Raw genomic sequence first — 18,368 nt, 5'->3', positions numbered from 1 at the left:
AAGACCAGGCAGGAGTACCTCTCGATGAAACAGAAAGTGATCGCCTTTTTTCCGGAAGCCGCTTATGGCCCGGCACTGAACTCCGTCGGTATTGCCCAGGCATGCGAAGCCCTTGGCCACAAAGCGGTATTCCTCACCGACCCGGGCATGAGCGGCGTGTATGCCGGTTACGGGTTTGAAGAACACATGGTCAACATGTCGGCACCGATGCCGGCCGAAGAAATGGCCCGCTATTGGGTCGATTTCATCAACGGCCACATTCCCAATTTCCGTAAAACCCCTCTGGATCAAATCGACAACTACGTGAAGGAATGCTGGGCGGCCATCGTTGAAACCGCGAAATGGGCGCAAAAGGACCTGCCGGCCGTTCTGGACAAGGTCAAGCCTGACCTGATCTGCGTCGACAACGTGATCCTGTTCCCGGCGATCAAGCAATACGGCAAGCCATGGGTGCGGATCATTTCCTGCTCGGAAAACGAGATCGAAGACCCGGAAATCCCGCCGCACCTGTCAGGCATGAGCGTTCACGACAAGGCTGGCCATGCTGAATTTCGCCGGCGCTTCGAAGAGGCGGTCGGGCCGATCCATGAGGACTTCAACCACTTCCTGCAAGCCCATGGCGAGCAGCCGTACCCGCTCGGTACGTTCTTCGAAGCCTCGCCGTACATGAACCTGTTGCTGTACCCGGACGCCGTCAAGTTCGAGCGCCGTCATCCATTGCCGGCGGAGCGTTTTCACTATCTGCAAGGGTGCGTGCGGCAGGACACGACCTACGAGATTCCGCCGTTCAAGGCCAACAACGACAAGCCTTTGCTGTATGTCAGTTTCGGCAGCCTGGGTTCCGGCGATGTCGATCTGCTCCAGCGTCTGATCACGGCAGTAGGCAAGCTGCCTTATCGCGCATTGTTCAACGTCGGTGAGCATCTTGATGAATACCCGAACCTGCCGGACAACGTGCTGATCTCCAACTGGTTCCCACAGCCTTCGGTGATTGCCCAGGTCGATGCGGTGATTCACCACGGCGGCAACAACAGTTTCACCGAATGCCTGTTTTTCGGTAAGCCGGCGATTGTCATGTCCTACGTCTGGGACGGTCACGACAACGCCATGCGCGCCGAAGAAAGCGGCCATGGTTTCAAGCTCGATCGCTACGAGTGGAATGAAACGCAATTGGCGGAAAAACTCGCCGCGTGTCTCAACGACCAGACGATGCGCCAACGCCTGCAAATCACCAGCACACACATGCAATCACGCAAAGGGCCTGCGGACGCGGCCGCCATTCTCGACAAGGTGCTTGACAATGCCTGAGCAAAACACCACGGCGGGTATCACGCCGTACCTCGAATCCGTCAGCAGTCGCACCGATCTGGTGGACTGGGGCGTACAGAGCGACGCCGTCGAAGGCATTTCGCATTCCAGCGGACGGCTACTGTTCAAAGGGCCGAATAACAGTCCCGAAACCGGGCTCTGGGTGTGCACGCCCGGGCGCTGGCGACTGTCGATTCCCCGCGATGAGCTGTGCCACTTCCTTGCCGGCGATGCCACTTATCGCAATGACAACGGCGAAGTCATCGAAGTCCGCGCCAACACCCTGGTGCTGTTCCCGGCCGGCTGGACCGGCGAATGCCACGTCCGGGAAACCCTGCGTAACGTCTACATGCTGGCTTGAACCTGCAGGCTGACACTGACTTTTATCTGGAGAACCACAATGACTACCCCGTTTCTGTACAACCCGTTGCAAATCACCGACGTCAAGGACTGGGGCGTGATCCCGACCATGCTCGAAGGTGAGTCCCACATCTCTGGCGTGGTGCTGCACAAAGGCCCTGAAGGCCAGTCCGAGTGCGGCGTGTGGATCTGCACGCCGGGCAAATGGTTTTGCCACGTCACCAGCGACGAGTTCTGCCATTTCCTCGAAGGTCGCTGCACCTACGTTCACGAGTCCGGCGAAGTGATCGAGATCAAACCCGACACCGCGGCCTTTTTCCGCAAGGACTGGAAAGGCGTATGCACCGTCCATGAGACGGTGAAAAAGGTCTACATGATCCGGTGATTGCCATGACTGACACACGTGCGTCATCGCCCGATCGTGAAAGCCAGCGCGCAGCCTTTCTGGCGCGTGCCGGCTTCGCCAGGGCGCCACTGATCGCATTGCCGGCGGATGCCTCGACCCGGCGCTATTTTCGCTTGAGCGGTGAAGGCTTGCTGCTGATGGATTCGCCACCGCACAGCGAGCCGATCGGTCCGTTTGTGCAGGTTGCCCGCCACTTGCACGGGCTGGGGCTTTCCGCTCCGGCCTTGCGACAGGTCGACGAAGCGGCGGGGCTGGCACTGATCGAAGATTTCGGTCACGACACCTACACCCGATTGCTGGCCGCGGGGCATCCGGAAGGCGCGTTGTATCACCTGGCGGTCGATGCGCTGGTGGCATTGCATCGCGCGCCGCCAGCGGCAGACATGGCGCCTTACGATGCCCGGCAGTTGAGAAACGAGTATGCGTTGCTGATCGACTGGTACATCCCGCTGCTGATTGGCAGGGACGCCGCGCTGGCACTGCGTGAGTCGTTTCTGAACCTGTTTGCCGAGGCCTGTGAAGAGGTCGCACAGCGTCGCGAAGCGTTGGTGCTGCGCGATTTTCACGTCGACAACCTGATGTTGCTCGAAGGTCGCGAAGGTATTGCAGCCTGCGGTCTGCTGGATTTCCAGGACGCTTTGCTCGGTTCGGCGGCCTATGACTTGATGTCGTTGCTCGAAGACGCACGTCGCAATGTACCCGAAGCATTACGCGTGGCGCTGATGACGCATTACCTGATGCAACGCCCGGAGCTCGACGCACCACGCTTTCTCGATGACTACCGGCGACTGGCCGCCCAACGCCATGCCAAGGTGCTGGGGATTTTCGTGCGCCTGGCCGGGCGCGACGGCAAACACGGTTACCTGGCGCACCTGCCGCGCACCCTCGGTCTGTTTGTGCGAGCACTGGAGGCAGACGCCTTTGCGCCCCTGCGCGCATGGCTAAACGAACACGTGCCGGGCTGGCGCGATGAACTGCCGCCCACCACCCTCGCCGCGTTGCGCGAGACCCCTTATCGATTGGTTCAAGGATCCTCCCATGGCCACCTTTAACACTGATACCGCACTGCGCTTCATCAACGCCGACTATGTGCCGCTGACCGATGCCCGAGAGCGTGAAGTGCTCGACCCGGCGACACTGCAACCGGTCGGCAAGGTTGGCGTGTGTGGCGAATTCGACGTGCAAGCCGCCGTCGATACCGCCACCGCCGCGCAGAAACAATGGCGACTGATCGATGCGAAAAGCCGCGCCGCGCGCTTGCATCAACTGGCCAATGCCATCGAACAGAACGTTGCCTGCAACCGCGAAGTCGCTCGCTTGATGACCCTGGAAATGGGCAAGCCATTCCCCGAAGCGATGGGCGAACTCGCCAACTGCGCGCCGATCTTTCGCTACTACGCGGAAATGGCCCGGGACGACGCCGGCAAGGTCGCCGGCACCACGCAGATCGGTTCGTTCCAGCATGTGCGTTATGAGCCGTATGGCGTCAGCGTGCACATCATGCCGTTCAACTTTCCGATACTGCTGATGTGCTGGACGGTCGCTGCGTCGCTGGCGGCGGGTAACGCTTGCATCATCAAACCGGCGGAAGCCACGACCCTGTGCACGCTCAAATTCATGGAGCACTTCACTGCGCTGCTGCCGGGCCTGGTGTCTTGTGTGCCGGGTGATGCGGTGACCGCACAGTTGCTGGTGCAATCCACCGGCACCCACGCCGTTGCGTTCACCGGAAGTGTGGCGGCGGGCAAAGCGGTGGCGATGGCCTGTGCCGAACAGATGAAACCGTGCGTGATCGAGGCCGGTGGCAGCGACCCGTTGATCATTTCGAAACACGCGCCGCTTGAAGTGGCTGCGGCAGGTGCGGTGACCGCTGCGTTCCACCTGAGCGGACAGATCTGTACCTCGGCTGAACGCTTCTATGTGGTCGATGAGATCCACGATGAGTTCGTCGCGAAGTTCGCCGAACGCACCCGTGCCCTGCGCATCGGTCATGGTCTGGAACATACGGAAATCGGGCCGATGGTCAGCGAAGCAGCGCGCAACAAGGTCATGCGCCTGGTCGACGACGCGCTGGCCAAAGGCGCGACGCTGGTCTGTGGCGGGCGGATTCCGCCGCAACACACCGTGGGCTGGTTCTACGAACCGACCATCCTTACCGGCGTCACCACCGACATGGCGATTCTTCAGGAAGAGTGTTTCGGACCGGTCGCAGCGATCTGCCGTGTCAGTGACTTTGACGAAGCGGTACGCAAGGCCAATGACTCGCCATTCGGCCTGGGCGCCTCGCTGTTCTCCACCGACCTTGCCGAAGCCATGGAGGCTGCCGAGCGTCTCGAAGCCGGGATGGTCTGGGTCAACAACCCACTGATCGACAACGACGCACTGCCGTTTGGCGGCTGGAAGATGTCCGGTCTGGGGCGTGAACTCGGGCGTCAGGGCCTGGAAGCGTTCCGTCGCTCGAAGATGGTCATCATCGATCACCAGCCCAAGATTCAGGACTGGTGGTATCCCTACGCCGACGACGTGTTCTATCGCGATCAGGTTTAACTCATTTGTAATCGGGAGGGTCGCAATGGGCGACAACATTTCCTGGCCAACCCTGGCGGTGATTCTCGCCGCCGGGCAGGGCACTCGCATGCGTTCGCCGTTGCCGAAGGTCATGCATCTGGTGGACGACCGGCCGTTGCTCGGTCACGTGCTGGCGGCGGTCGGGGCAGCGGATATCGAGCATTGCGCGGTGGTGGTGGGCGCTGGCAGTCGGGTGGTGGCCGATTATGTGAAGCAGGCCGCACCCAGCGTGCGCACGTTTACCCAGAATGAACAGCTGGGCACGGCACACGCGCTGCTCGCCGCCCGGCCCGCGTTGCAGGCCCATGAGCAGGGCTGCGTGCTGGTACTGTTTGGCGATTCACCGTTGATAAGCCCGCAGACGTTGTTGCAGCTGCGTCAGGCGCTGATCGAGGGCGCTGCCGTGGCGGTCGCCGGGTTTCACACCGAACGGCCAGGGCCTTACGGGCGACTGCTGGTAGAAAGAGGGCGTTTGCTGGCGATTCGCGAAGCCAGGGACGCCAACCCACAAGAACTTGAGGTCAATTTTTGCAACGGCGGGGTGATGGGTTTGCGCGCCGACACGTGCCTCTGGCTGCTCGACCGGATCGGCAATCAGAATGCCCAGGGCGAGTATTACCTCACCGATGCGGTGGCCGTGGCCAACAGTGCCGGCCTGCCCGTCACGGCGGTGGAGGTGGATGAGGCCGAGGTGCTCGGTGTCAATGATCGCGAACAATTGCAGGCAGCCGAACAGCTTTTCCAGCAGCGTCGACGCGGCCAATGAAGGAGTCTGTCATGGGGAATTATCAACGGCTGTACATCGGTGGTGAGTGGATCGCGCCGGTCCAGCGCGGAGTGTTCGAGACGCTCGACCCGGGCGACGAGTCGGTGCTGGCGCAGGTCGCTGCCGCTACGGCAGAAGACATCGACCTGGCCGTCGCCGCCGCACGCCTGGCCTTCGACGAAGGCGACTGGCCGCGTTGGACGGGCGCGCAACGCGCACACGTGCTGCGGCGAATCGCCGACGGCATCCGTGCGCGACAGGACGAACTGGCCGCGATTGAAGTACACGACAACGGCAAGCCGCTGCCGGAAGCGCAGTGGGACATCGCCGACACCGCCGGTTGTTTCGATTTCTATGCCGGACTCGCCGAAGGCTCGGATCAACACGGCGAACAGTCAATCAGCGTGCCGGATGAGCGCTTCAACTCCTCGGTGATCAAGGAGCCGGTAGGCGTGGTCGCCGCGATCATCCCGTGGAATTTCCCGATGCTGATGGCCTCGTGGAAAGTCGCCCCTGCGCTGGCAGCCGGCTGCACCGTGGTGCTCAAACCTTCGGAGCTGACGCCGCTGACCGCCATTGAACTGGCACGCATTGCCGATCAGGCCGGCTTGCCGGCCGGGGTGTTGAACATCGTCAGCGGGCTCGGGCGAGAGGCGGGCGCGTCGCTGGCTGAACACCCGGATGTGGACAAGATCGCCTTCACCGGCAGTGTGCCGACCGGGCGCAAGATCATGCAAGCCGCGGCCGCCGAGATCAAAAATATCAGCCTGGAACTGGGCGGCAAATCGCCGTTCGTGATCTTCGCCGACAGCGACCTCGATGCCGCAGTGGAATGGATTCTGTTCGGGATTTTCTGGAACCAGGGCCAGGTCTGTTCGGCCACTTCGCGGGTGTTGGTGGAGCGCGCATTGTACCCGGCGCTGCTGGCGCGTCTGATCGTGGCTACCGAGCAGATCCAGATCGGCGAGGGCTTCACCGAGGGTGTGAAGCTTGGGCCGCTGGTCAGTCAGGGGCAACTGGACAAAGTCCTCGAGGCGATTGCGGTCGGCCAGCGAGAAGGCGCGCGCCTGGTGTACGGAGGGACGCGTCCGGCGCACTTGCAGAAGGGGTACTTCCTGACGCCGGCGATTTTCGCCGATGTGCCGCAAGACAGCTCGGTGTGGCGCGAAGAGATCTTCGGCCCGGTGGTGTGTCTGCGTGCATTTGATACCGAGGCCGAAGCGATACACCTGGCCAATGACTCGCCGTTCGGTCTGGCGGCGGCCGTCATGTCCCGTGATATTCCACGTTGCGAACGCGTGGCTCGACGTTTTCGCGCCGGTATCGTGTGGGTCAACTGCTCGCAGCCGACCTTTGTCGAAGCGCCGTGGGGCGGTTACAAGCAGAGCGGTATCGGCCGAGAGCTGGGGGAGTGGGGCTACAACAATTACCTCGAGACCAAGCAAATCACCCGGTACAACGGCGAGGCGTGGGGCTGGTATCTGAACTGAGAAAGGCGCTGCAGGAACCGGCTAGCCGGTTCCTGCCTGCGGATCCGAGAGCGACTATTTCAGGTACCAGCCCCACTTCTGATCACTGATGTACTCGGTGACTTGCTTCACCTCCAGGTAATTGTGCAGTCCCCACTGGCCCAACTCGCGGCCAATCCCGCTGTGTTTCATCCCGCCCCACGGGGCTTCGACGAAGGTCGGCTGCGAGCAGTTGACCCAGATGATTCCCGCGCGTAACTGGTTGGCGACGCGGGCGGTGCGTTGCAAATCAGCGCTCATTACCGCGGCGGCGAGGCCGAAGCGGCTGGCGTTGGCCATTTGCACCGCTTGCTCTTCGGTCTTGAAACGCTTGATGCACAGTACCGGGCCGAACACCTCTTCGCGCCAGAGAATGCTGCTGTGCCCGGGCTCGTCGAAGATCGCCGGTTCAATAAAGTAACCTTTAGGGAGATGCGCCGGCCGCCGACCACCGATGAGCAGACGGGCACCGCTGGCGAGGCCTTGATCAATGAAACCAAGGACCTTGTCATGCTGGCTTTGACTGACCAGTGGGCCGAGCAGGACACCGGGTTCCATGCCCGGGCCGATACTGATCTTGCGGGTTTCCTCCACCAGACGTTCGATCAATCGCGGGGCAATGTTTTCCTGCACCAGCAGGCGTGACGTGGCGCTGCACACCTGGCCCTGGTTCCAGAAAATCCCGAACAGAATCCATTCCACCGCCGCCTCGACATCGGCGTCGTCGAATACGATGAATGCAGATTTTCCGCCCAGTTCGAGGCTGATGTTCTTGATGTCGCGGGCGGCCGCCGACATGATTTTCGCTCCGGTGGGCACGCTGCCGGTGAAGGCCAGTTTGTCCACGCCGGGATGTTCGGTGAGCGGGCTGCCGGCGTCGGCACCGAGGCCGGTGACCACGTTCAATACCCCGGCGGGCAAGCCGATACGGTCGGCGGCAGCGGCCAGCTCCAGTGCTGTGAGAGGCGTCAGCTCGGACGGTTTCAACACCACCGTGGCACCTGCAGCCAAGGCCGGCGCGACTTTCCACGCCGCCATCAACAATGGGTAGTTCCAGGGAATGATCTGCCCGGCGACGCCAATCGGCTCATGACGGATACGGCAGCGAAAGCGTGCGTCCGGCAACGCCAGCGGTTGATCCTGCTGCTGATCCAGTTCGCGGGCCAGGCCGGCGTAATAACGGAAACAACCAATGGCATCGCCGACGTCCCACTGCGCTTCGGGCAATGGTTTGCCGTTGTCACGCACTTCCAGTTCGGCCAAGACCGGTTGGCTGTTTTCCAGTTCATCAGCCAATGCCTCCAGCCATTGCGCGCGTTCGGCGCCGGTGGTCTGGCTCCAGCCGTTATCAAAGGCTCTGCGTGCGGCGCGCACCGCGTGATCGACGTCTTCTTCGGTGCCTGCGGCTACCCGATGGAAAACCGCTTCGGTGGCCGGGTCGATGACGTCCAGATAACCGCCCAGGTCCGGGCTGACCCACTCTCCGTTGATGTAAAGCTGATCACGCATGGTTTGACTCCTGGACGCCGGTACGGCGGTTTTGCAGAGAGCGGGAAGTGAATAGCAGGGCCAGTGAGGCGCAGATAATGACGGTCGAGACCGCGTTGATTTCTGGCGTCACGCCGCGGCGGATCGATGAAAAGATGTAGATCGGCAACGTCGTTTCGGAACCGGCAACGAAGAACGCGATAATGAAGTCGTCGAAGCTGAAGGTGAACGCCAGCAGGAATCCGGCCATGATTGCCGGGCTGATCTGCGGCAGGGTGACCCGCCAGAACGTTTGCATGGGTGGGGCATAGAGGTCCGCTGAAGCTTCGAGCAAGGCCTTGTCCAGCGAGTCGACGCGGCTGCGCACGATCACCATGACCAGCGCCATGGTAAACAGCGAATGCGCAGCAATCACCGTGGAAAAACCCATGTTCAGACGCGGCACATTGGGTATCCAGCTTGCCAGCAGCGGATTGATCAGGTCGAACAGGGTAATGAACGCAATCAGCGTCGAGATGCCGATGACGATGCCCGGCACGATGATCGCGCAATAGGTCAGTGCATCGAACAACAGGCGTACTTTTTTACCCGCGCGTTGCAAGCCGAACACTGCCAGGGTGCCGAACAATGTGGCGATCACTGCCGACGTGAAGGCGATGAACGCACTGTGCCCCAGCGCTTCCATGATGAACGGGTTGCCGAAGGCGCGACCAAACCATTGCACCGAACAGCATTCGAATGCCAGGCCACTGCGCCCGGCGTTGAAACTGAACAGCACGATCAACGCGATCGGCGCGTAGAGAAACAGGTACAGCGAGGTTGAATAGCTGCGCAGCCACATGTCACAACCCTCCATCGGCAGGGCGGCCGCCGTAGCGCGCCACCAGTTTCAAATACACGCCGATGATCAGCAGCATCATCGCCACCAGCGTCATTGCCAGGGCACTGCCGAACGGCCAGTTGCGCGACTGCAGGAACAAGTCGACCAGCGCGTTGCCGACGAAGAACACTTTGCCGCCGCCGAGAATCGCCGGGATCAGGAACTCGCCCATCAACAGGATGAACACCAGCATCACGCCGGTGATGATTCCCGGCGCGGACAGCGGCAAGGTGATCCGCCGGAAGCTCTCGAATGCGCTGGCACCGAGATCGGCAGAGGCTTCGAGCAGGCGTTTGTCGAGTTTTTCGAGGCTGACGTAAATCGGAAACACCATCAGTGGCAGGTAGCCGTAGACGATACCGATCAGCACCGCCCACGGCGTGTTGATCAGCCGCACGTCTTCCAGGCCAAGACTGGCGAGCAGGGCGGGGATGCCCTTGCCGCTGAGGATGAAGATCCAGGCGTAGGTACGGATGAGGAAACTGGTCCAGAACGGTACGATCACCAGCGTCAGCAACAGCGAGCGGTTACGGGTGACCTTGACCGCCAGAAAGTACGCCAGCGGGTAGGCCGCGACCAGGCACACCAGGGTGCCCAGTGGCGCCAGCATCAGCGTGTTACTGAATGCCGCGCCACGCGAGCCCAGGTTCAGGTAGTTGGCCAGGGTGAAGCCACCGGCGTAGCCGCCCACGGCACTGCGCTCGCCGAAACTGAAGACCAGTATGATGACCAGCGGCATCAATAACAGCAGCAGGAACCACAAGGTCGAAGGCAAGAGCATCAGCAGGGTGATCCGCCGACCGAGGCTGCGCCGTTGACGTACCTCGATTGACAGGGCATTGCCTGGCTGCACCGTTTGCGGGTGGGCGGCAGCATTCATGGGTGACTCCTCATTGGCCATGGTCAGGCGATCAGGCGGACTTGAAACGCGCCATCAGTTCGGCGCGCGCCGGGCTGGTGAGCGTTGCAGCGGCGCCGAACTCCAGTGGGCTGAGTGCTTCGGCTGCCGGGTACATGATCGGATCGTCAAGCATCGCGGTGGGAAGCAGCGCATCGACCCGTTTGTCGCCGCTCGGATAGCCGTGACTCAACACTTCGAGCTTGTTGTGCTGCGGGTCGAGCAGGTAATTGATGAAGGCGTAGGCCGCGTCCTTGTGCTCCGAGCTTTTCGGGATGGCAAAAAAATCACTCCACAGTTCGCCACCTTCCTTGCCCAGTTCGAACTGCATCTGCGCGTTGTCGCGGTGCAACTGCGAGGCGTCGCCGGTCCACGACATCGCGAGCCAGGCATCGCCGCTGCGCATTGACGGCTGAATGTCGGAGTTGATGGCGAACAGGTGCGGCTTGACCTCGATCAACAGTTTTTCCGCGTCGGCCAGTTCTTTTGGGTCGAGGGAGTTAAAGCTGTAGCCGAAGCTTTTGAGGGCGTTGCCGATGGCGGTCAACTGGTAATCGTGAACCATCGTCCGGCCGCTGGCAGGGCCTTGGGCGGCGGCCCAGAACTCTTTCCAGCTGCTCGGCCCGTTCTTCAGTTTTCCGGCGTCGAAGAGCATTCCGGTGGTGCCCCAGTTTTTCGGCACGGCGTACACCTTGCCGTCCACGGTGCCTTGGGCCATGAATTTTTGCTGGAATGCCGAGGCATCGAAGTTGGGAATGCGCGACAGGTCCAGCGGCTCGATCAAGCCCAGACCGACGTAGGTGCTGATGGTGTAGTTGGTCGGTACCAATACGTCCCAGCCACTGCCACCGGCTTGCAACTTGGCGAGCATTTCTTCGTTGGAACCGAACACGCTCATTGAGACGCGGGCGCCGGTGGTTTTGCCGAAGGTGTCGAGGTTCTCCTGGCTGTGGTAGTTCGGCCACGTCGCCAGTGACAGGCGATCACCCAGCTTGGCCTGTTCGGCCGCTTCTGCGTTGGACGTCAGCAGGCCGGGCATGTTGGTGGCGACCACGGCGGCGGCAATCCCCAGGCCGGTGCGGCCAAGAAATTCGCGACGACTGATCGAGCCGTTCTGCCAACTGCGCAGGGTTTTGATAAACGTCTTCTGGTCCATAGCACGCTCCACATCCGGTTGATGAATCGAGTCGATGATTTACAACGCCATGGCCAGGCCATTGGCGTGATCCCAGCCGACGCTCACTGCAGCGCCGTGTTCGAATGCATTGGCGCCGTGATCCTGCTGGCGGGGAACCCGCACACAGACCACGCCAAAGGCCTGGGTGCGCACGCGGTATTCGGTGGAATTACCGAGGTAGATGCGGTCTTCCACGCAGCCTTGCAGTTTCACTTCACGGGCCAGATCGGCGTGGGCGCCGGCAATGCTGATCAACTCGGGGCGCACCGCGATGCAACCGGCGGCGTCGGCGCTCAGGGCCTTGCCGGTTGGCGTCAGCGGGCTGGTCAGCTCCAGGCCTTGCTCGGTACGCAGCACCACCGAATTGCCGTGCAGGTGGCGTACGGTGCCGTTGAACAGATTGGATTCGCCGATGAAGTCGGCGACGTAACGGCTGGCCGGAGCTTCGTACAGTTGTTCCGGGGTGGCCGTCTGGATGATCGAACCGTTGTGCATCACGCTGATGCTGTCACTCATCGACAAGGCTTCTTCCTGGTCGTGGGTGACCAGCACGAAAGTGATGCCGACTTCGCGCTGCAGGCGCAGCAGTTCGGATTGCATTTCCTTGCGCAACTTGCGGTCGAGCGCCGCCAGTGGCTCGTCGAGCAATAGCACGGTCGGTTTGTTGACCAGCGCCCGGGCGAGGGCGACACGTTGCTGTTGGCCGCCGGAGAGTTCGCTCGGTTTACGCTGGCCGAAGCCGCTGAGGCGAACCATTTCCAGGGCCTCATCGGCCATGCGCAATTGGGTTTTCTTATCCGGGCGCGGCGTGCGATAACGCAAGCCATAGGCAATGTTCTGCGCCACCGTGAGGTGCGGGAACAGGGCGTAATGCTGGAACACCATGTTCACCGGCCGTTCGAACGCCGGTATGCCGGCGACGTTTTTGCCGGCCAGGCGTACTTCGCCGCTGGTCGGTTGTTCGAAGCCTGCAATCATGCGCAGGGTCGTGGTTTTGCCGCAGCCCGAGCCACCGAGGAAAGAGTGGAATGAGCCACGACGCACGGCGAAATTCAGGCCATTGACGGCCGCCACCTCGCCATAGCGTTTGACCACATTGCAGAATTCGATATCGCTTGGCTGGTTGTCATTCACGGTGCGGCTCCCCTTGCAGTGATCAATCATTGCGTCGGGAGCCAAACTAGCAATCGCGGTTTTGCGCTGTATATATCCCTTGGGGGATAGAGTCGTTTTCAGGTGTCAGGCTTCGGCGAGCAGTTCCTGGCCGGTGAGATCGCGGATAAACAGCCCGAGCAACTCGGACTGGCTGCCGATGCCGAGCTTGGCGTAGATGTTCTTGCGGTGAATCTTCACCGTGCCGGGGCTGATGCTCAGTTGCTCGGCCACCGAGGCACTGGAGTGACCGCGCAGCAGCAACTGCACCACTTCCTGTTCGCGGCAAGTAAGGATGTGCGCGCCGAACTGATCGAACGCTTCGCGGATCTTGAAGTCGAGGTCTTGTGCCGGGCGCGGCTGTTGCGCCTGACGCAAGCGCCAGGCTTCGTTGACGACTTGTTCGACGACGGCCTGTGCGCATTCGATCAACTGCATTTCGTCACGACTGAACGCGCAACTGGCAGAGGAGCGCATCAGCGATAGAACGGCCATGGCGCCGTCGCCGAGCTCGACAAAAAAAGCCACTTCTTCGGCCAGTCCGGTCTGCTGGTAATAAGTCAGGTAGTACTCGCCGAGGTAGAAGTGGTCGGGCGCGAACTGGCGCAAGCGCCACAGTCCCGCCGCTTGTCCGCGGGTGCAGGCGAGGTAGAACGGATCGAGCAGATACGGACCGCACTGGTAGTCATCGACATACACCGCACGCTTGTCGGCGGCAAAGGTGTCGAACAGCGCCAACGGTCGGTGATTGCCTTCGTAGACGAACAGGACGAAATGATCGACCGGACACACCTGGCGCAACCAATGGCTTAACGCCGATAACCGCGCATGCCCTGCAGGCAGGTCGAGCAGGTGGGCGACACCGGTGGTCCAGAGTTTCAGTTCCTTGGGGCGCATGGCGGTTTCAGACAGGAGTGGAATGCGATTGGATGCACAAACTACGCCATGGTGGGTTGCGCCTTGCCGCGCGGGACGCACGCCCGTACGTCAGGGAAAAGACGCACCGCAACAGGGCTGGATGTTACCGAGTGCTACACGGTTGGTAGCAGAAACGATCGTATCGGCACACAGCCCTGTTTGCTCCTGTATAGCCTCCTGAACACTGATCCGCACTACCATTCTTCAGCTAAGTCTTTGCTTCTGTTGATTAATCCCGGACAATCGCGCCCCTGTTTCGGCCAGGGCGCTGCCTGTCGGATTTTTCCGACTCGTCCTGACCGGGTAGCAACTGACCGGAATGCGGAGATCCCACCGGATGAATGATCAGGCCAATAGCGTCGACAAACGCTATGTAGCGGCGACACCAGCAACGCTTTCGAGCTGGAATCGCCATGACACCACCTGGATGCTCGGCCTGTTTGGCACGGCCATCGGGGCGGGCACGTTGTTTCTGCCGATCAACGCAGGGCTGGGCGGCTTTTGGCCGTTGCTGGTTCTGGCGGTACTGGCGTTCCCCATGACCTTCTACGCACACCGCGGCCTGACCCGCTTCGTGCTGTCCGGACGCGAAGGCGCCGACATCACCGAAGTGGTGGAAGAGCACTTCGGTATCAAGGCCGGTGCGCTGATCACTTTGCTGTACTTCTTTGCGATCTTCCCGATCCTGCTGATCTACAGCGTGGCGCTGACCAACACTGTGGGCAGTTTCCTTGAGCATCAACTTCACATCATGCCGCCACCGCGCGCGGTGCTGTCGCTGGTGCTGATCCTCGGCCTGCTGGCGGTGGTGCGTTGCGGTGAGCAACTGATCGTCAAGGCCATGAGCCTGATGGTCTACCCGTTCATCGTCGCACTGCTGTTTTTGGGGGTGTACCTGATTCCGCACTGGAACGGCGGCATCCTGAGCACCGCCAGCACGGTGCCGGAACCATCGGCGCTGCTGCACACCCTGTGGCTGGCGATTCCGGTGATGGTGTTCTCCTTCAACCATTCACCGATCATCTCGGCGTTTGCGGTCGACCAGAAGCGCCGTTACGGCGATCACGCCGAAGAGCGCAGCTCGCAGATCCTGTCCCGCGCTCACCTGTTGATGGTGATAATGGTGCTGTTCTTCGTCTTCAGTTGCGTGCTGACCTTGTCGCCGGCGCAATTGGCTGAAGCCAAAGCGCAGAACCTGTCGATCTTGTCGTACCTGGCCAACCACTTCAGCAACCCGACCATCGCCTTCGCGGCGCCGTTGATTGCCTTCGTGGCCATCTCCAAGTCGTTCCTGGGCCACTACATCGGTGCCAGCGAAGGTCTTAAAGGCCTGATCGTCAAAAGCGGCAAGCGCCCGGCGCCGAAGACCCTCGACCGTATGACCGCTGCGTTCATGCTCGTGGTGTGCTGGATCGTTGCGACGCTGAACCCGAGCATTCTGGGGATGATTGAAACCCTCGGTGGCCCGGTCATCGCGTCGATTCTGTTCCTGATGCCGATGTACGCGATCCGCAAGGTGCCGGCGATGGCGCGTTATCGTGGGCAGGCGTCCAATGTCTTCGTGACGGCGGTGGGCCTGGTGGCGATTACAGCGTTGATCTACTCGCTGACAGCGTGATCGTTCGGCCTGCTCGCGCAGCGCCGGATTGACAGCTACAGTGGCCGCTGCGCGTGATGCGCGCAGCGGTTTTTTTTCGCCTGGAGACATTGGATTGTCGAGCGCCTCTCCCCGAAATCCCACCGGACAACCCAACCGCTGGCAAGACTTGCTGGCCGGGTTGTCTATTGCTGGCCTGTTGTTGCCCGAAGCGGTCGCCTATTCAAGTATTGCGGCCGTGGCGCCTCAGGCCGGGGTGATCGCCTTGTTTGCCGGTTTGCTGTGCTATGGACTGTTAGGCACCAGCCGCTTCGCCATTGTCTCTGCGACGTCTTCGTCGGCAGCGGTGCTGGCCGCTGCGACCGCGACGCTGGCCAACGGCGATCCGCATTTGCGCTCGACTCTGGCCATTGGACTGGTGCTGATGACCGGCGTGTTCTTCCTGCTGGCCGGGCTGTTCAAACTCGGCAGCGTGACGTCGTTCATTGCCAAGCCGGTGCTGCGCGGCTTTGCCTTTGGTCTGGCGTTGACCATCATCCTCAAACAAGTGGCCAGTGTGGTCGGTGTGCATTTGAGCGACGCCAACCTGGTCCGGTTTCTACCGCAATTGCTGGAACAACTACCGCAGTGGAACTGGGTGGCGGCGGGTGTCGCGGCGGTGGCATTGGCCTTGTTGACGCTGTTCGGGCGGCTGCGTCGTTTGCCGGGCGGCTTACTGGTCGTGGTGATTGGTATTGTGGCCGGTCAATGGCTGAACCTGCCGGTGTATGGCGTGAAGTTGATTGGCGTGATCGATCTGAGCCTGGAAGTGCCCCAACTACCGGTATTGCCCTTCAGTGACTGGTTGCGCCTGGGTGAGCTGGCCGTTGCCATGGTGATGATCCTGTACGCGGAGTCATACGGCTCGATCAGTGCCTACGCGCTCAAGCACGGCGACCGTATTTCATCGAACCGCGATCTGCTCGCGTTGGGTGCGTCCAATCTGTTGTCCGGGTTGTTTCATGGCATGCCGGCGGGGGCAGGGTATTCGGCGACGTCGGCCAATGAAGCGGCGGGCGCCACGTCGCGACTGGCCGGTGGCGTGGCGGCGCTGGTGGTGTTGCTGATCGTTTTGACGGTGTTGCCTTACATTGCCCTGACGCCGGAGCCGATTTTAGCCGCCATCGTCATCCATGCCCTGGCCCGAGGCTTGAGCCTGCAACCGTTGGGGCGGTACTTCATTTGGCGACGTGACCGCGTGCTGGTGATCTGCGCGGTGGCCGCCGTGCTGGTGTTGGGTGTGCTGGACGGTTTACTGCTGGCGGTGGCGATCAGTGTGGTGCTGATGCTCAAGCAAATGTCGGCGGCCGACATTCAGGTCCTGGGGCGGATTGACGGCGGTCACGACTTTGTCGACCTGCAACGCCATCCGACGGCGCAAACGGTGCCAGGGGTGTTGATTGTTCGACCGGGTGAGGCGTTGTTCTTTGCCAACGTCGAGCGTGTTCTGGGGAGTACGTTGCGGTTGATCCGCCATTCTGAGGCGCCGATTCACTCGGTCATTCTCAGCCTTGAGGAATCGCCCGATCTGGATGGCACCAGCATTGAGGCGTTGCAGGAATTTTTTGTGCGGGTGCATCACGAAGGCAAGCAGCTGGTGCTGGCACGGCTCAAGGATTCGGCGCAAACCGCGTTGGCGGCATTGCCGGAAGTGAAGGATACACAGGTGATCCTCAGCGGCTTGAGCGTAGATGGCGCGGTACAACAAGCCCTCACTTCTACAGAGGGATTTGTGTAAGGGCATAGTCATGTTGCAGGCATAAAAAAAACGCCGCCCCTCTCACGAAGGGCGGCGTTTTCTATGGCGTTGTAACGTTACGCTTGAACGACCGGGATCTTGGCGTTCGCAGCGACTTCACGGAACTCGGCGATCTGGTCGAAGGACAGGTAGCGGTAGACATCGGCCGCCATGCTGTCGATCTTGCCCGCGTATTCCATGTACTCCTCGACGGTCGGCAGGCGACCCAGGATGGAAGCAACAGACGCCAGCTCAGCCGAAGCCAGGTAGACGTTCGCGCCGTCACCCAGACGGTTCGGGAAGTTACGGGTCGAGGTCGACACTACAGTGGAGTTCGGCTCAACGCGGGCCTGGTTACCCATGCACAGCGAGCAACCTGGCATTTCCATGCGTGCGCCGGCCTTGCCGTAGATGCCGTAGTAGCCTTCTTCGGTCAGCTGGTGAGCGTCCATTTTGGTCGGCGGCGACAGCCACAGACGGGTTGGCAGCTGACCCTTGACCTGATCCAGCAACTTGCCGGCAGCGCGGAAGTGACCAATGTTGGTCATGCACGAACCGATGAACACTTCGTCGATCTTCTCGCCAGCAACGCTGGACAGCAGACGGGCGTCGTCCGGATCGTTTGGCGCGCAGAGCACAGGCTCTTTGATGTCGGCCAGATCGATTTCGATGATTTCAGCGTATTCGGCGTCAGCATCGGCAACCATCAACTCAGGGTTGGCGATCCAGGCTTCCATCGCTTGAGCACGACGTTCCAGGGTACGCACGTCACCGTAGCCTTCGCCGATCATCCAGCGCAGCAGGGTGATGTTGGAGCTCAGGTATTCGGTGATCGACTCTTTCGACAGCTTGATGGTGCAACCGGCAGCCGAACGTTCGGCCGAGGCGTCGGACAGTTCGAAAGCCTGTTCGATGCTCAGGTTGTCCAGGCCTTCGATTTCCAGGATGCGGCCGGAGAAGGCGTTCTTCTTGCCTTTCTTCTCGACGGTCAGCAGGCCAGCCTGGATCGCGAAGTAAGGAATGGCGTGAACCAGGTCACGCAGGGTGACGCCCGGTTGCATCTTGCCTTTGAAGCGCACCAGGATCGATTCCGGCATGTCCAGCGGCATGACGCCGGTGGCAGCGGCGAACGCGACCAGACCGGAACCGGCCGGGAACGAGATGCCCATCGGGAAACGGGTGTGCGAGTCACCACCGGTACCGACGGTGTCTGGCAGCAGCATGCGGTTCAGCCACGAGTGGATGATGCCGTCGCCCGGACGCAGCGAAACGCCGCCACGGGTCATGATGAAGTCAGGCAGGGTGTGGTGGGTGGTCACGTCGATCGGCTTTGGATACGCCGCGGTGTGGCAGAACGACTGCATCACCAGATCAGCCGAGAAGCCCAGGCACGCCAGGTCTTTCAGTTCGTCACGGGTCATTGGACCGGTGGTGTCCTGAGAGCCTACGGTGGTCATCTTCGGTTCGCAGTAGGTGCCAGGACGCACACCGGCTACGCCGCAAGCCTTGCCGACCATTTTCTGCGCCAGGGTGTAACCCTTGGTGCTTTCAGCCGGGGCTTCCGG

The 18,368-nt window shown here is 61.1% G+C and carries 16 protein-coding genes; 9 read left to right on the top strand and 7 right to left on the bottom strand.

From position 1 onward, the window contains the following. Window positions 1–24: 24 nt before the first annotated feature. Genes C7534_RS14025 through C7534_RS13995 form a run of 7 tightly spaced genes read left to right on the top strand, consistent with a single transcriptional unit; the run spans window position 25 to window position 6,898 of the window. Entirely contained in the window at window positions 25–1,308 is a 1,284-nt protein-coding gene (locus tag C7534_RS14025; RefSeq protein WP_109786111.1) for a nucleotide disphospho-sugar-binding domain-containing protein, read from the top strand. Next, window positions 1,301–1,669 (top strand): cupin domain-containing protein, encoded by a 369-nt coding sequence (locus C7534_RS14020; protein ID WP_109786110.1) that lies wholly within the window; start codon window positions 1,301–1,303, stop codon window positions 1,667–1,669. The genes C7534_RS14025 and C7534_RS14020 overlap by 8 nt, the downstream gene beginning before the upstream one ends. A 39-nt stretch (window positions 1,670–1,708) precedes the next feature. Then, window positions 1,709–2,053, top strand: coding sequence for a cupin domain-containing protein (locus C7534_RS14015; RefSeq protein ID WP_109786109.1), 345 nt, complete (start codon window positions 1,709–1,711; stop codon window positions 2,051–2,053). A 5-nt stretch (window positions 2,054–2,058) separates the two neighbouring features. Then, entirely contained in the window at window positions 2,059–3,126 is a 1,068-nt protein-coding gene (locus tag C7534_RS14010) for an aminoglycoside phosphotransferase family protein (protein WP_109786252.1), read from the top strand. Further along, window positions 3,113–4,621: an aldehyde dehydrogenase family protein gene (locus C7534_RS14005; RefSeq protein WP_109786108.1), complete on the top strand. Its 1,509-nt coding sequence runs from the start codon at window positions 3,113–3,115 to the stop codon at window positions 4,619–4,621. Before C7534_RS14010 ends, C7534_RS14005 begins: the two co-directional genes overlap by 14 nt. Before the next feature lie 25 nt (window positions 4,622–4,646). Next, window positions 4,647–5,408, top strand: a complete 762-nt coding sequence (locus C7534_RS14000) for an NTP transferase domain-containing protein (protein WP_109786107.1) — start codon at window positions 4,647–4,649, stop codon at window positions 5,406–5,408. Between the two features lie 11 nt (window positions 5,409–5,419). Beyond that, window positions 5,420–6,898 (top strand): aldehyde dehydrogenase family protein, encoded by a 1,479-nt coding sequence (locus tag C7534_RS13995; RefSeq protein ID WP_109786106.1) that lies wholly within the window; start codon window positions 5,420–5,422, stop codon window positions 6,896–6,898. 54 nt (window positions 6,899–6,952) lie between these two features. Here C7534_RS13995 and C7534_RS13990 read toward each other — a convergent pair whose 3' ends face one another. From C7534_RS13990 to C7534_RS13965, 6 genes are all read right to left on the bottom strand, one after another. Beyond that, entirely contained in the window at window positions 6,953–8,425 is a 1,473-nt protein-coding gene (locus C7534_RS13990) for an aldehyde dehydrogenase family protein (protein ID WP_109786105.1), read from the bottom strand. Continuing rightward, entirely contained in the window at window positions 8,418–9,245 is an 828-nt protein-coding gene (locus C7534_RS13985) for an ABC transporter permease (protein ID WP_046031380.1), read from the bottom strand. Before C7534_RS13985 ends, C7534_RS13990 begins: the two co-directional genes overlap by 8 nt. A 1-nt stretch (window position 9,246) precedes the next feature. Then, window positions 9,247–10,164: an ABC transporter permease gene (locus tag C7534_RS13980; RefSeq protein ID WP_046031379.1), complete on the bottom strand. Its 918-nt coding sequence runs from the start codon at window positions 10,162–10,164 to the stop codon at window positions 9,247–9,249. 31 nt (window positions 10,165–10,195) lie between these two features. Continuing rightward, entirely contained in the window at window positions 10,196–11,338 is a 1,143-nt protein-coding gene (locus tag C7534_RS13975; protein WP_109786104.1) for an ABC transporter substrate-binding protein, read from the bottom strand. 39 nt (window positions 11,339–11,377) lie between these two features. Further along, entirely contained in the window at window positions 11,378–12,493 is a 1,116-nt protein-coding gene (locus C7534_RS13970) for an ABC transporter ATP-binding protein (RefSeq protein ID WP_046031809.1), read from the bottom strand. A gap of 105 nt (window positions 12,494–12,598) precedes the next feature. Next, window positions 12,599–13,408, bottom strand: a complete 810-nt coding sequence (locus C7534_RS13965; protein WP_109786103.1) for a response regulator transcription factor — start codon at window positions 13,406–13,408, stop codon at window positions 12,599–12,601. A 358-nt stretch (window positions 13,409–13,766) separates the two neighbouring features. Between C7534_RS13965 and C7534_RS13960 the strand changes: the two genes are divergently transcribed. Together C7534_RS13960 and C7534_RS13955 are read left to right on the top strand one after the other, a co-directional pair. Next, window positions 13,767–15,047 (top strand): serine/threonine transporter, encoded by a 1,281-nt coding sequence (locus C7534_RS13960; RefSeq protein ID WP_109786102.1) that lies wholly within the window; start codon window positions 13,767–13,769, stop codon window positions 15,045–15,047. Window positions 15,048–15,141: 94 nt separating this feature from the next. Next, window positions 15,142–16,803 carry a SulP family inorganic anion transporter gene (locus C7534_RS13955; RefSeq protein ID WP_109786251.1) on the top strand — a complete coding sequence of 554 codons (1,662 nt, stop codon included), beginning with the start codon at window positions 15,142–15,144 and terminating at the stop codon, window positions 16,801–16,803. Between the two features lie 77 nt (window positions 16,804–16,880). On the opposite strand, the gene C7534_RS13950 is transcribed toward C7534_RS13955, so the two are convergent. Then, window positions 16,881–18,368: bifunctional aconitate hydratase 2/2-methylisocitrate dehydratase (locus C7534_RS13950; RefSeq protein WP_109786101.1), on the bottom strand; the 1,488-nt coding region annotated here is incomplete at its 5' end.

Origin of the sequence: Pseudomonas sp. OV226 (genome assembly GCF_003148705.1) — a bacterium.
Taxonomy (GTDB): domain Bacteria; phylum Pseudomonadota; class Gammaproteobacteria; order Pseudomonadales; family Pseudomonadaceae; genus Aquipseudomonas.
The sequence above is the reverse complement of the archived record's forward strand: the minus strand, read 5'-3'. Positions and strand labels throughout refer to the sequence as shown.

Excerpts from the sequence above, each read along its gene's own strand:
- C7534_RS14025 (WP_109786111.1), top strand. The coding sequence starts at position 25 with ATGAAACAGAAAGTGATCGCCTTTTTTCCGGAAGCCGCTTATGGCCCG.
- C7534_RS14020 (WP_109786110.1), top strand. The coding sequence starts at position 1,301 with ATGCCTGAGCAAAACACCACGGCGGGTATCACGCCGTACCTCGAATCC.
- C7534_RS14015 (WP_109786109.1), top strand. The coding sequence starts at position 1,709 with ATGACTACCCCGTTTCTGTACAACCCGTTGCAAATCACCGACGTCAAG.
- C7534_RS14010 (WP_109786252.1), top strand. The coding sequence starts at position 2,059 with ATGACTGACACACGTGCGTCATCGCCCGATCGTGAAAGCCAGCGCGCA.
- C7534_RS14005 (WP_109786108.1), top strand. The coding sequence starts at position 3,113 with ATGGCCACCTTTAACACTGATACCGCACTGCGCTTCATCAACGCCGAC.
- C7534_RS14000 (WP_109786107.1), top strand. The coding sequence starts at position 4,647 with ATGGGCGACAACATTTCCTGGCCAACCCTGGCGGTGATTCTCGCCGCC.
- C7534_RS13995 (WP_109786106.1), top strand. The coding sequence starts at position 5,420 with ATGGGGAATTATCAACGGCTGTACATCGGTGGTGAGTGGATCGCGCCG.
- C7534_RS13990 (WP_109786105.1), bottom strand. The coding sequence starts at position 8,425 with ATGCGTGATCAGCTTTACATCAACGGAGAGTGGGTCAGCCCGGACCTG.
- C7534_RS13985 (WP_046031380.1), bottom strand. The coding sequence starts at position 9,245 with ATGTGGCTGCGCAGCTATTCAACCTCGCTGTACCTGTTTCTCTACGCG.
- C7534_RS13980 (WP_046031379.1), bottom strand. The coding sequence starts at position 10,164 with ATGAATGCTGCCGCCCACCCGCAAACGGTGCAGCCAGGCAATGCCCTG.
- C7534_RS13975 (WP_109786104.1), bottom strand. The coding sequence starts at position 11,338 with ATGGACCAGAAGACGTTTATCAAAACCCTGCGCAGTTGGCAGAACGGC.
- C7534_RS13965 (WP_109786103.1), bottom strand. The coding sequence starts at position 13,408 with ATGCGCCCCAAGGAACTGAAACTCTGGACCACCGGTGTCGCCCACCTG.
- C7534_RS13960 (WP_109786102.1), top strand. The coding sequence starts at position 13,767 with ATGAATGATCAGGCCAATAGCGTCGACAAACGCTATGTAGCGGCGACA.